Source organism: Streptomyces sp. YIM 98790 (assembly GCF_011421595.1).
Lineage (GTDB): Bacteria > Actinomycetota > Actinomycetes > Streptomycetales > Streptomycetaceae > Streptomyces.
Genome location: NZ_WTLH01000032.1, coordinates 1 through 13,117, shown reverse-complemented (window position 1 = coordinate 13,117; position 13,117 = coordinate 1). Strand labels below are relative to the sequence as shown.

At 73.4% G+C, this 13,117-nt stretch carries 11 protein-coding genes; 9 read left to right on the top strand and 2 right to left on the bottom strand.

The features are described 5' to 3' along the window. Positions 1 to 4: 4 nt before the first annotated feature. The 6 genes from GQS09_RS08365 (at position 5) to GQS09_RS08340 (ending at position 6,518) form a co-directional block, all read left to right on the top strand. On the top strand, positions 5 to 1,192 hold the full coding sequence (locus GQS09_RS08365; RefSeq protein ID WP_165985366.1) for an ABC transporter permease: 1,188 nt from the start codon (positions 5 to 7) through the stop codon (positions 1,190 to 1,192). Then, the gene (locus GQS09_RS08360; RefSeq protein ID WP_165985365.1) at positions 1,189 to 2,484 is read left to right on the top strand and encodes an ABC transporter permease; all 1,296 of its coding nucleotides are present in this window, start codon (positions 1,189 to 1,191) and stop codon (positions 2,482 to 2,484) included. The genes GQS09_RS08365 and GQS09_RS08360 overlap by 4 nt, the downstream gene beginning before the upstream one ends. Then, a complete protein-coding gene (locus GQS09_RS08355; protein ID WP_165985364.1) occupies positions 2,481 to 2,945 on the top strand; it encodes a cytidine deaminase in 465 nt (154 codons plus the stop codon). Before GQS09_RS08360 ends, GQS09_RS08355 begins: the two co-directional genes overlap by 4 nt. Positions 2,946 to 3,009: 64 nt before the next feature. After that, complete coding sequence (locus GQS09_RS08350; RefSeq protein ID WP_165985363.1) at positions 3,010 to 4,302, top strand: thymidine phosphorylase; 1,293 nt, start codon at positions 3,010 to 3,012, stop codon at positions 4,300 to 4,302. A 411-nt stretch (positions 4,303 to 4,713) separates the two neighbouring features. After that, the gene (gene mgtE / locus GQS09_RS08345; RefSeq protein WP_165985362.1) at positions 4,714 to 6,039 is read left to right on the top strand and encodes a magnesium transporter; all 1,326 of its coding nucleotides are present in this window, start codon (positions 4,714 to 4,716) and stop codon (positions 6,037 to 6,039) included. Between the two features lie 17 nt (positions 6,040 to 6,056). Continuing rightward, on the top strand, positions 6,057 to 6,518 hold the full coding sequence (locus GQS09_RS08340) for a hypothetical protein (RefSeq protein ID WP_165985361.1): 462 nt from the start codon (positions 6,057 to 6,059) through the stop codon (positions 6,516 to 6,518). Between the two features lie 72 nt (positions 6,519 to 6,590). Here the strand turns inward: GQS09_RS08340 and GQS09_RS08335 are convergent, their stop codons facing one another. Together GQS09_RS08335 and GQS09_RS08330 are read right to left on the bottom strand one after the other, a co-directional pair. Beyond that, positions 6,591 to 8,384 carry a hypothetical protein gene (locus tag GQS09_RS08335; RefSeq protein WP_165985360.1) on the bottom strand — a complete coding sequence of 598 codons (1,794 nt, stop codon included), beginning with the start codon at positions 8,382 to 8,384 and terminating at the stop codon, positions 6,591 to 6,593. A gap of 165 nt (positions 8,385 to 8,549) precedes the next feature. Then, the gene (locus GQS09_RS08330; RefSeq protein ID WP_165985359.1) at positions 8,550 to 9,875 is read right to left on the bottom strand and encodes an MFS transporter; all 1,326 of its coding nucleotides are present in this window, start codon (positions 9,873 to 9,875) and stop codon (positions 8,550 to 8,552) included. Positions 9,876 to 9,967: 92 nt separating this feature from the next. On the opposite strand from GQS09_RS08330, the gene GQS09_RS08325 reads away from it, so the two are divergent. The 3 genes from GQS09_RS08325 to GQS09_RS08315 all read left to right on the top strand — a co-directional run bounded on the left by GQS09_RS08325 (position 9,968) and on the right by GQS09_RS08315 (position 12,858). After that, on the top strand, positions 9,968 to 10,939 hold the full coding sequence (locus GQS09_RS08325) for a LysR family transcriptional regulator (protein ID WP_165985358.1): 972 nt from the start codon (positions 9,968 to 9,970) through the stop codon (positions 10,937 to 10,939). Between the two features lie 144 nt (positions 10,940 to 11,083). After that, complete coding sequence (locus tag GQS09_RS08320) at positions 11,084 to 12,268, top strand: adenosine deaminase (protein ID WP_165985357.1); 1,185 nt, start codon at positions 11,084 to 11,086, stop codon at positions 12,266 to 12,268. A gap of 185 nt (positions 12,269 to 12,453) precedes the next feature. Then, positions 12,454 to 12,858, top strand: a complete 405-nt coding sequence (locus GQS09_RS08315; protein ID WP_165985356.1) for a hypothetical protein — start codon at positions 12,454 to 12,456, stop codon at positions 12,856 to 12,858. Positions 12,859 to 13,117 lie beyond the last annotated feature (259 nt).

The window sequence follows — 13,117 nt, the reverse complement described above, 5'->3', positions numbered from 1 at the left end:
GGCCATGCTGGCTGCCCCCCTGACCCGTCTGGTGCGTGACCCGCACCGGCGGGAGCGGCTGCTGCTGGGCACCGCCGCCCCGGCGCTGGCCCTGCTCACGGCCTTTGTGCTGATCGCCCTGGTGATGGCGGTCACGGACCAGAACCCGTTCCGCGCCTTCGGGTTGATGTTCGACTACGGGACCAAGGCGGACAGCCAGGTCTGGATCATCAACAAGGCGATCCCCTACTACCTGTCCGCGGTGGCCGTGGCCATCGGCTTCCGGATGAACCTGTTCAACATCGGTGTGGACGGGCAGTACCAGGTCGGCGCGCTGATCGCCGCCTGGCTGGGCGGAACCCTGGCGCTGACCGGGATCATCAACATCCCGCTGATCATCCTCACCGCGGTGCTGGTCTCCGGCCTGTGGGCGGGAATCGCCGGCTACCTCAAGGCCACCCGCGGGGTGAGCGAGGTGATCAGCACCATCATGCTGAACGCCATCGCCACCGGCTCGCTCGTCGGCTACCTGCTCAAGGACGGCCGGCTGGCGGAGCTGTCCGGGAACATCGTGCACACCCCGGACCTGCCGGACTCCAGCATGTTCTTCACCATCGACACCGGCAACGGCAAGGTGTGGGGCACCGTGGTGATCGCCGTGCTGGCCGGCGTCGGCTACTGGTTCCTGATCGGCCGCACCCGTTTCGGCTACGACCTGCGGGCGGTGGGCCACTCCGACTCCGCGGCCCTGGCCAGCGGCGCCAATGTGAAGACCATGGTGATCAGCGCCATGCTGCTCTCCGGTGCCGCGGCCGGCCTGGTGGGCATGCCGATCCTGCTCAACGACTCCGGCAACTTCGGCAACAACTTCCCCACCGGCATGGGCTTCACCGGAATCGCCATCGCGCTGCTGGGCCGCAACCATGCCGTGGGCATGGCGTTCGCCGCCCTGCTGTGGGGCTTCCTGGAACGCACCGGCAACCACCTCGACTTCGAGGGCTACAGCAAGGAGATCGTGGGCGTGATGCAGGGCACCATCGTGCTCTCCGTGGTCATCGCCTACGAACTGGTACGGCGCTGGGGCCTGCGGCGCCAGCAGAGCCGGGTCGGCGCCGAACTCGCCGCCGCCCAGGCCGGCCGGAACGGGGCCGGGAAGAACGCGCCCGGGGAGAACGGACCCGGGAAGAACGACGCGGCGGAGGTCGGCCAGTGAGCACGGAACTTCACACCACGCCGGACCCGGTGCAGGTCCGCGGCAAGGTGGAGCGCGGCGGCCGGCGGCGGCTGAGCTATCCGGTGGTCCTGCTGATCATCGCCGCCGGGCTGCTGCTGCTCTCCCTGGCCCGGGTGGTCACCGACACCCCGAGCCTGACCGACGCCCGGCAGTGGGGCAGCGCCCTGGGCCTGGCCGTGCCGATCGGCCTGGCCGGTCTGGGCGGTCTGTGGTCCGAGCGCTCCGGCGTGATCAACATCGGCCTCGAAGGCATGATGATGCTCGGCATGTTCGGCGCCGGCTGGATCGGCTGGCAGTACGGCCCGTGGCCGGCCGTGCTGGCCGGCGTGATCGGCGGCGTGCTGGGCGCCCTGGTGCACGCGGTGGCCACCGTCACCTTCGGCGTGGACCACATCGTCTCCGGTGTGGCCGTCAACATCCTCGCCCTGGGCGTGGTGCAGTTCCTGGCCCACCTGTGGTTCGGAGAGGGCACCGAGGCAGGAGAGCAGGGCGGCAACGACAAACAGTCACCACGCATGGATCCCCTGGGCGAGATGAACATCCCCGGCGTCTCCGGATGGCTGGCCGACCTCAAGGACCAGAACCTCTTCCTGGTCTCGGACACCGCCGGGGTGCTGGGCGCCCTGGTCTCCCGGGTGTCCTGGCTGACCGTCATCGCCGTGGTGCTGTTCATCGCCACCTACGTCGTGCTGTGGAAGACCTCCTTCGGCCTGCGGCTGCGCTCCTGCGGCGAGAACCCGGTGGCCACCGAGTCCCTGGGCGTCAACGTCTACCTGTACAAGTACATCGCGGTGATGGTCTCCGGCGCGCTGGCCGGGCTGGGCGGGGCCTACCTGGCCGTGTTCATCCGCATGTACCAGGACGGGCAGACCGGCGGGCGCGGCTTCCTGGGCCTGGCCACGATGATCTTCGGCAACTGGCGGCCGGGCGGGGTGGCGGTCGGCGCGGGCCTGTTCGGCTTCATGGACGCGCTCCAGATCCGCGGCGGCGGCGACACCGTGCACGCCATCCTGCTGCTCTTCGCCGTGCTGCTGGCCGCGGTCGCCGTCTGGCAGACGGTGCGGGCGCGGCGGGTCACGGTGGCGTCCGGGGTCAACGCCGCGCTGGCCGCGGTGCTGCTGTTCTGGTGGTCCGTCACCGACACCATGCCGGGCGAGCTGGTCACCGCCAGCCCGTACATCACCACCCTGGTGGTGCTGACCCTGTTCTCCCAGCGGCTGCGGGTGCCCCGGGCCATCGGCAAGCCCTACCGCAGGGGACAGTCCACATGACCGGCACCGGCGAGGGGCTGTGGGAGGAACTGCGCGCGGCGGCCCGGGAGGCCATGTCCCGGGCCTACGCGCCCTACTCCCGCTACCCGGTGGGCGCGGCCGCCCGCACCGCGGACGGCCGCACCCTCACCGGCTGCAATGTGGAGAACGCCTCCTACGGGCTGGGCCTGTGCGCCGAGTGCGGACTGGTCTCCGCGCTGCACGCCACCGGCGGCGGCCGGCTGACCCACTTCACCTGCTGCGACGGCGAGGGCCGGACCATCACCCCGTGCGGCCGGTGCCGGCAGCTGCTGCTGGAGCACGGCGGCCCGGAGCTGCGCATGGACACCCCCGAGGGGGAGCTGCCGCTCTCCGCCCTGCTGCCGCAGTCCTTCGGCCCCGGTCACCTCGCCGCCGGCCACCCCGCCGGCCCCCCCGCCGCCGGCCACCCCGCCGGCCCCCCCGCCCCGCAGCATCCCTAACCGGCCGCGGACCGCTCGCCGCGGTCCCGCCCGGCCCGTCGTCCTCTTCCAGGAGCCGCACGTCATGGACGCCATCACCGTCATCCGGGCCAAGCGCGACGGGCGCGCACTCACCCCCGAGCAGATCGACTGGGTCATCGGCGCCTACACCCGCGGCGAGGTCGCGGACGAGCAGATGTCCGCCCTGGCCATGGCGATCCTGCTGAACGGCATGGACCGGGCGGAGATCGCCCGCTGGACCGCCGCCATGATCGCCACCGGTGAGCGGATGGACTTCTCCGGCCTGCCCCGGCCCACCGCGGACAAGCACTCCACCGGCGGCGTCGGCGACAAGATCACCCTGCCGCTGGCGCCGCTGGTCGCCGCCTGCGGCGCGGCCGTGCCGCAGCTCTCCGGCCGGGGACTGGGCCACACCGGCGGCACCCTGGACAAGCTGGAGTCCATTCCCGGCTGGCGGGCCCGGCTGAGCAACGAGGAGATGCTGGACGTGCTCGGCTCGGCCGGCGCGGTGATCTGCGCGGCCGGCGAGGGCCTGGCCCCGGCCGACCGCAAGCTCTACGCCCTGCGGGACGTCACCGGCACGGTCGAGTCCGTCCCGCTGATCGCCAGCTCCATCATGAGCAAGAAGATCGCCGAGGGCACCGGCGCACTGGTGCTGGACGTCAAGGTCGGCTCCGGCGCCTTCATGAAGACCCTGGCCGACGCCCGGGAACTGGCCGCCACCATGGTCGGCCTGGGCACCGACCACGGGGTGCGCACCGTGGCGCTGCTCACCGACATGTCCGTCCCGCTCGGCCTGACCGCCGGCAACGCCCTGGAGGTGCGGGAGTCGGTGGAGGTACTGGCCGGCGGCGGCCCCGCCGACGTGGTGCGGCTGACCCTGGCGCTGGCCCGGGAGATGCTGGACGCGGCCGGGCTGCCGGACGCCGATCCGGAGCGGGCGCTGCGCGACGGCAGCGCCATGGACGTCTGGCGCCGGATGATCGCCGCGCAGGGCGGCGACCCGGACGCGCCGCTGCCGGTGGCGCGCGAGCGGCACACCCTGCCCGCCCCGGCGAGCGGGGTGCTGACCCGGCTGGACGCCTACGCGGTGGGCGTCGCCGCCTGGCGGCTGGGGGCGGGCCGGGCCCGCAAGGAGGACCCGGTGCAGGCGGGCGCCGGGATCGAGCTGCACGCCCGGCCGGGGGACCGGGTGAGTGCCGGGCAGCCGCTGCTGACCCTGCACACCGACACTCCCGAGCGTTTCCCCGCCGCGCTGGCCGCACTGGAGGACGGTGCCGTGGTCGTCACCCCCGACGCGGACGGCACCGTCCCCGCCCCGGCCCGCACCCCGCTGATCCTGGACCGCATCGCCTGAAACCCCGCCCACCGCGCCGGGCATCCCCGTTCCCCGCGCCCGGCGTCCCCGTCCGCACCGGCCCCTGCGGGGGCGGCGGGCGGCGGAGCATGCCCCGCGTCCGGTTGCGCGACGGCGCACATTCCGTGAATCCTCCCCGATTCGCTGTCCTTTATGCCGGACTTTCTGTCATGATCTTTTCCTGCTCGATGTAGCCTGAAGAACGGTTTCGGCGGAAGGTCAATGTCCCTGCGGGAGGTGGTGCTGTCATGCGCAGCGAGCCTCCCAGTCATCCCCGGCGCCGCGCCCCCGCGCCCAGGTCCGCCTGACAGCCTGACGAGCTGCCGCCGCGACGGCCCCTGGGACACCAGGCGTGTGCGCGAACACCGGATGGTTCAGTGACCGCATTCCGTTGTCAGGGGGTACCCCGTCATGACGCATCTGCCTGTCCTGCTGGAGGAGCACGACCTCGCCGGGGCCATGGAGTGGCTGGAGACCCAGCCCGCCTACTCCATCGCCGACGAGATCGCGCGGATGGACGCGGTGAATTCCGTCGTCGCCTTCCGTCTGCTCGACAAGGACCGTGCGCTCGAAGTCTTCGAGGAACTCGATCCGGTCGACCAGCAGCAGATCCTGGAAGGGCTGCGTGACCAGGCGTTCCGCGATCTTGTCGAGGGCATGGACCCGGACGACCGGGCGCGGATGCTGGGCGAGGTGCCGGCCAAGGTCGCCCGCCGGGTGCTGGCCGGGCTGAGCGCGCACGAGCGGCACATGACCGCCGCGCTGCTCGGCTACCCCGAGGGCTCGGTCGGCCGCTACATGACCCCCGAGACCGTGGCGCTCCAGCAGAACCTGACCGTGGCCGAGGCGCTGGACGTGGTGCGGCTGCGCGGCGCGCACGCCGAGACCATCTACACCCTGCCGGTGGTGGACACCGGCCGCCGCCTCACCGGCATCGTGGAACTGCGCGACCTGGTGCTGAGCAACCCGGACGTGCAGGTCGCCCAGCTTGTCGACACCGAACCGCCCCGGGCCCGGGCCACCGACCCGGCCGAGCAGGCCGCCCGCCTGATGCGCGAGACCAACATGCTCGACCTGCCGGTGGTGGACAGCGAGGACCGGCTGGTCGGCCTGCTCACCATCGACGACGCGGTGGAGGTCATCGAGGCCGCGGACACCGAGGACACCGCCCGGCAGTCCGGTGCCGAGCCGCTGGAACGGCACTACATGTCGGTCGGCGTGCTCCGGCTGGCCCGCGCGCGGGCGGTCTGGCTGATGCTGCTGCTGGTCGCCGCCACCCTGACCGTCTCGGTCAACCGCTTCTTCGAGGCCACCCTGGAGGAGGTCACCGCCCTGGCGCTGTTCATCCCGCTGCTGATCGGCGCCGGCGGCAACGCGGGCGCCCAGGCCGCCACCGCGGCGGTGCGCGCCCTGGCGGTGGGCGAGGTCCGGGTCTCCGACCTGTTCCGGGTCATCTGGCGGGAATGCCGCACCGGACTGGTGCTGGGCACCCTGCTCGCCGTGGTCGGCGCGCTGATCGGCGGCCTGTTCGTCGGCGCCGACATCGCGCTGATCGTCGGCATCACCCTGATCGTCATCTGCGGCTGGGCCTCCACCGTGGGCGGCACCATGCCCCTGCTGGCCAAGAGGCTCCGCATCGACCCGGCCGTGGTCTCCGCCCCCATGGTCACCACCCTGGTCGACGCCACCGGCCTCATCATCTACTTCACCACCGCCAAGATCATCCTCGGCCTCTGACCCCTCCCGCCCCGCCGATGCGGCAGACTCGGAGGGGCAACCGTGCCGCCCGGGGGGAGGAAGAGGGACTCGCGGGTATCGCACTGCGGCTCGGCTCCACCGCCGTCACCCCGCTGGTCAGGAAACTCTTTCACCCGGAGGAGCCGGGCGCCGGGCTCACCGGCCGCCCGGTGCGCCTGTCCGCCCTGGTCACCTTCCGCGGCGAGAAGCGCACCCTCACCGAGGAAGACCTGCGCCGCCTCACCCGCGAACTGGTGGAGAGCGCCGCCGCGTCACGCGGCCCGCACGACCCCCTCCCGGCCGATGAGCGCGAGGCGCTGACCGGCTCCGTGACCGCCGCCCTGCACGCCCTGCACGCCCTGGGCGACCCGGACATGGACGACGTGCAGGCCGTCCGCCTCGGCCACCGGCAGCTGGCCGCCGCCCTCCCCGGCCCCGCGCCCGGCCTGTCCCGGGACGCCGGCGCCTCCCGCTACTGATCCCGGCCTCCGTGCCCCCGCCCGCGGCGGGGGCACGGAGGCCGGGATGCGGCGCGGCGGGAGCCGCGGCGGTCAGAAACCGAAGGTGATGTAGTAGCAGTCGCTGTAGGCGGTGCCGGAGGCCAGGTTCCAGGAGCCGTAGTAGGGGGTGACGTTGCCGGTGGTGGCGCGTGCCACCACGGAGTAGTCGCCCGGCCGGAGTTCCAGGGTCACCGAGGGCTTGCCGGACGGCGAGAGGCACTGGCCGCCACCGCCGCCCGGCGAGGCCACCGACGCGGTGCCGGTCTCCGGCCCGGTGTACAGGATCTCCAGATCCTCGCCCGAGTCGTTGATGATGGTCACCGTGGTGGTTCCGCCCGGTGCGCTGCCCGCGGCGGAGGGCGGCGGCAGTTCGCCGGTCACGCCCTCACCGATCCGGGCGATCTCGATGGCGATCAGGATGTCCGCGGCGTGGTCCGCCCGGTCGTGCGTGTCGTGCTCGTCCACCACGGTCCGCATGTGGTCCTCGGCGGTGTCGTAGTCGCCGTCCTCGAAGGCCGCGCTGCCGCACTGGTAGAGCGCCTCGGCCAGGGAGTTCTCCGCCCGGCCGGCCAGTTCCTCGTAGGTCTTGCCGTCGAAGCCGGCCGGGCCGCCGGGCAGCCCGATCAGGAACTCCAGCTCCTCGAAGGCCGCGCAGCCCTTGGCCCCGGACAGGTCGCCGGCCGTGGCCTTGCGGAACGACTCCAGGGTGCCGGGCACCTTCCCGCTCTGCTCGCTGTCCGGGAACTCGGCCAGCAGATCGCCGAAGCTGCGCTCCACGGCATCCCAGTCGGCGTTCCGGTACGAGCTCTTGCCGCAGGCCAGCAGCTCGGCGGGGAGCGCGCCGCCGGCCCGGTCCGCCAGCCGCGCGGCGTCCTTTGCCGCCCACTCCTCCGGTGCCCCGGACTCCTCCGGAAGCCGGGTGAAGAAGCGCAGCTCGCGCACTGCCGTGCAGTGGTCCTCGGCGGCCAGGGAAGCGGTCGCCGTGTCCCACAGCGCGTCGAGGCGGCCCGGGACCTCGGCGGCCTCGGAGGAGCCGGGCTGCTCGCCGCGCAGGGTGACGTACTCGTCGAAGGCCCGCAGGTAGAAGTTGTCGGCGGCCTCGATGGCGCTGCCGGACGCCTGCTCCACCAGGCTGTCGGCATGGGCCAGCCGCAGGCCGGCCAGCCGGGCGTGCGCGCCGTCCCAGGGCGGCTCGCCGCCGTAGAGGCCGATGTAGGAGGTGTAGGACGAGACCGCCTCGGCCCACGACTCCCGCTCGGCCTGCTGCTCGGCCCGCAGCACGATGCCGCAGCCGTTGCGGCCCTTGGCCGCGGCGGCGTCCCGGCCGTGGAAGGCCAGGGCGTAGCGGGCGGACAGCGCCTTGTCGTACAGGCCCGAGGCGCGTGCGCAGTTCCCGGCGGCGTGTGCCGTTTCCGCGTCCTCCAGGGCCTGTCCGGGCAGCGCCTGGTAGCCCAGGTAGCCGCTCGCCACCAGGGCCAGCAGCGCCACGGCGGCGACCGGCGCCGGCCAGGGGCGGCGGGGGCCCGGGCCCGGTGCGGCCAGGCCCAGCCGCCGGCCGTCCACCGCGGTGGCCGCCGCCCACAGCAGGAACACCGCCGCCCAGACCACCCGCCCGCCCGGCGCCTCCAGCCAGGTTGCCAGCAGCACCAGCAGCAGGGTGATGCCCAGGGCCGCCGCGGCCCGCCGCCAGCGGCGCAGATAGAGATAACCGGCGCCGAGCGCGGTGATGTTGAGCGCGGCGGCGGCCGCGCCGCGGGCCGCGCTGTTGCCCGGTGGCGGGGCGGAGGGCGGGGGCGTGGCCGGGGGGAAGGGCGGAACCGGCGCGCCGGGGCCGTAGAGCGTCATGACGGCTCCCCTGTCGGGTGGTCGGTGGTCGCGGGAAGGAGCGGAGCAACGGGGTGTGCCCGTGCTATCACGCTCCACCGGCCCCCGCGGTTGCGCTTCGGTCCCGAACCGGCAACGGCGGCAAGGGAATTGCCTGTCGTACGCCCCCGGCGCGCGGCGCGGCCCTCACCCCGGCGCGGCCACCGCGCGGGAGGCCGACGCCGCACGCAGCGTGGCATAGAGCGTGAGGGCGGCGCTGACCAGCAGCGCGGCAGAGGACAGCACCACGGTGCCCGGCCAGCCGGACCAGTGGTAGGCCAGCGTGCCCAGGACGCCGCCCGCGCTGGCCCCGGCGTAGTAGCCCACCTGGTAGAGCGCCGCCGCCTGGGCCCGGCCGTGGTCGACCACGCGTCCCACCGAGGCGGAGGCCACCGCGTGGCCCGAGAAGAATCCGCCCGTGACCAGCACCAGGCCGAGCAGCACCGCGGGCAGGCTGTCCCACAGGCTGAGCAGCAGGCCCGCGCCGACCGCGCCGAAGGCCGCGTAGAGCGCGCCGCGCCTCCCCAGCCGGTCCACCAGCGGGCCGGTGAGCGAGGAGGAGCCGGTGCCCACCAGGAAGATGACGAACACCGAGCCGACGATCCCGGACGACAGCCCGAACGGGTCCTCGGCCAGCCGGAAGGCGATCGCCGTGTACACCGCGTTGAAGACCGTCATCAGCAGCGCCCCGATGGCGAACAGCCGCAGCAGCAGCGGGCTGGCCAGATGCCCGCCGACGGTGGCCGTCAGCTCCCGCAGGCGCGGCCGGGCCGCCGCGCCGGAGCCGCGCGGCCGGGGCAGCAGCGCCCGGTAGGCCACGGCACCGGCCAGGGCCAGCAGGGCGACCGCGGCCAGCCCGGCGCGCCAGCCGTAGCCCTGGGCCACCCAGCCGCCGGCCATCCGGCCGGACATGCCGCCCACACTGTTGCCCGCGATGAACAGGCCGACCGCGCCCACCATGGCCCGCTTGTCCAGCTCCTCGGAGAGGTAGGCCACCGCCGAGGCCGGGATGCCGGCCAGGGCCACGCCCTGCACGGCACGCAGCGCGATCAGCGCGGGCAGTCCGGGGACGAACGGCAGCACCAGGGCCACCGCCACCGCGGCAGCGACCGAACCGGTCATCATGGCGCGCCGGCCGACCCGCTCGGAGAGCAGGCTGAGCGGCAGCACGGCCGCGGCCAGGGCCAGGGTGGTCGCCGAGACCGTCCAGCTCGCCTGGTCCGGGCGGACCGCGAACGCGGCGGTGATCTCCGGCAGCAGGGCCTGGGTGGAGAACAGCAGGGCGAAGGTGGCCACACCGAGGCCGAACAGGGCCAGGTTGATGCGCAGCGGTGACGGCGACGGATGCGGGTGGTCCGTGCCGGCCGTGGCGGTGGCGGCCGTGGTGGTGGCGGAGGCCGGGTGGCCGGTGGACGGGAACGGCGGAGCGGAGGCCCCCGCGGTGGCGGGAGCCCCGGACGGTGCGCTGGGCATGTCACGAAGGTAGGCCGCCCTTTCTGATGCGTCCAATGCACGAATCTGCTGGAATCGATGCTGTTGTGCATAACGAGAGGTGGCGGGCTGCCATGTCATCACCGGGCAACAGAAAAGACATTTCCGTCACAGGGGAGACCGTCGCTCCCGCGGAATCCTGGGCGGCGCTGCTCACTCCCCGGCTGGCCCAGTTCGCGGCCGTGGCCCGGCACGAGCACATCACCCGGGCCGCCCGCGACCTGGGCGTGCCCCAGTCGACCCTGAGCCGTTCCATGGCCCGGCTGGAGGAGGACCTGGGTGTGGCGCTGCTGGCCCGGCGCGGCCGTGCCGTCTCGCTCACCCCGGCCGGCCGTTCCTTCGCCCGGGCGGTGCGGCGTGCCCTCGACGAGGTGGAGCGCGCCGCCGAGCAGGTGCGGGCCGACACCGATCCGGCCGCCGGCAAGGTCGCCTTCGGCTTTCTGCACACCATGGGCCCGGAGACGGTGCCCGCGCTGATCCGGGAGTTCCGCGCCGGTCACCCGCGAGTGCGGTTCGCCCTGGTGCAGAGCTACGGCGAGGACATGGTCGAGCGGATGCGCGCCGGCGAGCTGGACCTCTGCTTGACCTCGCCGATACCGGACGCGCCCGATCTGGTCACCCGGCGGCTGGACGAGCAGCGGCTGCGGCTGGTGGTGCCGGAGGGCCACCGGCTGGCCGGCCGCCGCCGTATCCGGCTGGCCGAGGCGGCCGAGGAGCCGTTCGTGATGCTGGAACCCGCCTACGGCCTGCGCACTCTCACCGAACGGCTGTGCCGGGAAGCCGGGTTCCAGCCCAGGGTGGCCTTCGAGGGGGAGGAGGCGGAGACGCTGCGCGGGCTGGTCGCGGCCGGGCTGGGGGTGGCGCTGCTGCCGCCGCCGACGGTGCCCCGGCCGGGGGTGAGCGAGCTGACGGTGACCGCGCCGCGCACCGCCCGGGACATCGGGGTGGCCTGGATGGCGGGCGGCGGCCCCGATCCGGCACCGGTCGCCGCGTTCAAGCAGTTCCTGCTCGGCCGCCGCGGCAAGGTTCTCCCCCCGCACCCCTGAACTCCCGCCCCTGCCGGGTGCGGGCCCGGATGCGTTCCCGGAAGGATGCGGGGAAGGGGCGGGAAGGGCGCGGGAAGGGCGCGGGAGAGGGGTGTTCGCGGCAGCCGGGATGCGCATCTACGCGCGTAGGCGTAGAGTCGGCGGATGAACGACAGTCACCACCCGAATCCCGGCACCGGACCGGGCGGCAGCCAGGGCACCGGGACGGGCCATGTGCCCACCCCGGACCAGATCCTGCGCGCCCCCAAGGTGCTGCTGCACGACCACCTCGACGGCGGACTGCGCCCGGCCACCGTGGCCGAGCTGGCCCGTGAACAGGGCTACGACCGGCTGCCCGAGACCGATCCGGAGCGGCTCGGCGCCTGGTTCCGGGAGGCCGCCGACTCCGGTTCCCTGGAGCGCTATCTGGAGACGTTCGCGCACACCTGCGCGGTCATGCAGACCCGGGACGCGCTGTTCCGGGTGGCCGCCGAGTGCGTGCAGGACCTGGCCGCGGACGGCGTGGTCTACGCCGAGGTCCGCTACGCCCCCGAGCAGCACCTGGAGGGCGGCCTGACCCTGGAGCAGGTGGTGGAGGCGGTCAACGACGGCTTCCGGGAGGGTGAGCGGCTGGCCGCCCGGGATGGACACCGCATCCGGGCCGGTGCCCTGCTCACCGCCATGCGGCACGCCGCCCGCTCCCGGGAGATCGCCGAACTGGCCAACGCCTACCGGGACCAGGGCGTGGTCGGCTTCGACATCGCCGGGGCCGAGGCCGGTTACCCGCCCACCCGTCACCTGGACGCCTTCGAGTATCTGAAGCGGGAGAACAACCACTTCACCATCCATGCCGGCGAGGCCTTCGGCCTGCCGTCCATCTGGCAGGCGCTCCAGTGGTGCGGCGCCGACCGGCTGGGCCACGGGGTGCGGATCATCGACGACATCACGACGGACGCCGACGGCCGGGTGCGGCTGGGCCGGCTGGCCGCCTATGTGCGGGACAAGCGCGTCCCCCTGGAGATGTGCCCCACCTCCAATCTCCAGACCGGGGCCGCCGCCTCCTATGCCGAGCACCCCATCGGGCTGCTCAGCCGCCTCCGCTTCCGGGTCACCGTCAACACCGACAACCGGCTGATGAGCGGCACCGGTATGACCCGGGAGTTCGAGCACCTCGTCCGGGCATTCCATTACACCCTGGAGGATCTTCAGTGGTTCACCGTCAATGCGATGAAATCCGCATTCATTCCTTTTGATGAACGTCTCGCCATGATCAATGATGTGATCAAACCAGGATATGCCGGTCTGCGTTCGGAATGGCTGTTCACCGCTGCGCAGGGGAACGTGACCTGACCTGCCGATACTCGGCCGATACCCCGCCGGTGCCGGATTCTCCGGCGCCGGCAGGATTTTTCCCCGGCAAATCCGGGACGACACCTGCGTTTATCGGTTCGTTGCCCGGGGGCCGGTGCCCGGCTATCGTCCTTGCGCTGCTCGATCCCCCACCCCACACGATCTCCACGCAAGGACGGAAAACGATGAAGCAGGCCACCGTGAATTCCCTGGGAGCCGCCGCGCTCGGTGCGGCCTTCGCCGTCGCCGCAGCGGGCAGCGCAGCCGCCGTCACCGGGCCCCTGAACGATGCCGTGGACAGCACGGTGCGGAGCGTGCCCGACCAGCTCGGCGCCATCCTGCCGGACGGGGCCCGGACGGTCACCGCCGGCCAGGGCCTGGTGGAGACCACCCTGCAGGAGGCGGCCGGCACCCCGCTGCTGCGGCAGACCCCGCTGAACACCCCGGTGTCCGAGGTGGTGGGCAACGACATCCTCCAGAACGGCAGCATCGGCGGGGTGCCCACCGAGGCCGGCGCACTGGACATGCTGGGCGGCCTGCCGGTGTCCGAACTGCCGGTGGGGCCGGTCCTGGACGGCGTCCGGCTCTGACCACGCCGTGCCGCCGGCCGCGCCGTGCCGCCGGCCGCAGCGGAGAGCAGCATCCCGGGCGGCAGCCCCGGGCCGAGGAGAAGGGCCGCGACCCAGCCGGGTCGCGGCCCTCCGCATGTGCGCGAGGCGCGCGAGCCCTCCGCGTCAGTGCACGGGAAGCGAGCCGTCCAGGCGGTCCCCGCCGGCCGTGACCCGCTTCCACACCCCGTCCCCGCCGGGCGCGTGCGGCTGCGCGGGCGCCGGCCCGCCGATGCCCGGC

Excerpts from the sequence above, each read along its gene's own strand:
- GQS09_RS08325 (WP_165985358.1), top strand. The coding sequence starts at position 9,968 with ATGTCATCACCGGGCAACAGAAAAGACATTTCCGTCACAGGGGAGACC.
- GQS09_RS08330 (WP_165985359.1), bottom strand. The coding sequence starts at position 9,875 with ATGCCCAGCGCACCGTCCGGGGCTCCCGCCACCGCGGGGGCCTCCGCT.
- GQS09_RS08340 (WP_165985361.1), top strand. The coding sequence starts at position 6,057 with ATGCGGCAGACTCGGAGGGGCAACCGTGCCGCCCGGGGGGAGGAAGAG.
- GQS09_RS08365 (WP_165985366.1), top strand. The coding sequence starts at position 5 with ATGCTGGCTGCCCCCCTGACCCGTCTGGTGCGTGACCCGCACCGGCGG.
- GQS09_RS08335 (WP_165985360.1), bottom strand. The coding sequence starts at position 8,384 with ATGACGCTCTACGGCCCCGGCGCGCCGGTTCCGCCCTTCCCCCCGGCC.
- GQS09_RS08320 (WP_165985357.1), top strand. The coding sequence starts at position 11,084 with ATGAACGACAGTCACCACCCGAATCCCGGCACCGGACCGGGCGGCAGC.
- GQS09_RS08350 (WP_165985363.1), top strand. The coding sequence starts at position 3,010 with ATGGACGCCATCACCGTCATCCGGGCCAAGCGCGACGGGCGCGCACTC.
- mgtE (WP_165985362.1), top strand. The coding sequence starts at position 4,714 with ATGACGCATCTGCCTGTCCTGCTGGAGGAGCACGACCTCGCCGGGGCC.
- GQS09_RS08355 (WP_165985364.1), top strand. The coding sequence starts at position 2,481 with ATGACCGGCACCGGCGAGGGGCTGTGGGAGGAACTGCGCGCGGCGGCC.
- GQS09_RS08315 (WP_165985356.1), top strand. The coding sequence starts at position 12,454 with ATGAAGCAGGCCACCGTGAATTCCCTGGGAGCCGCCGCGCTCGGTGCG.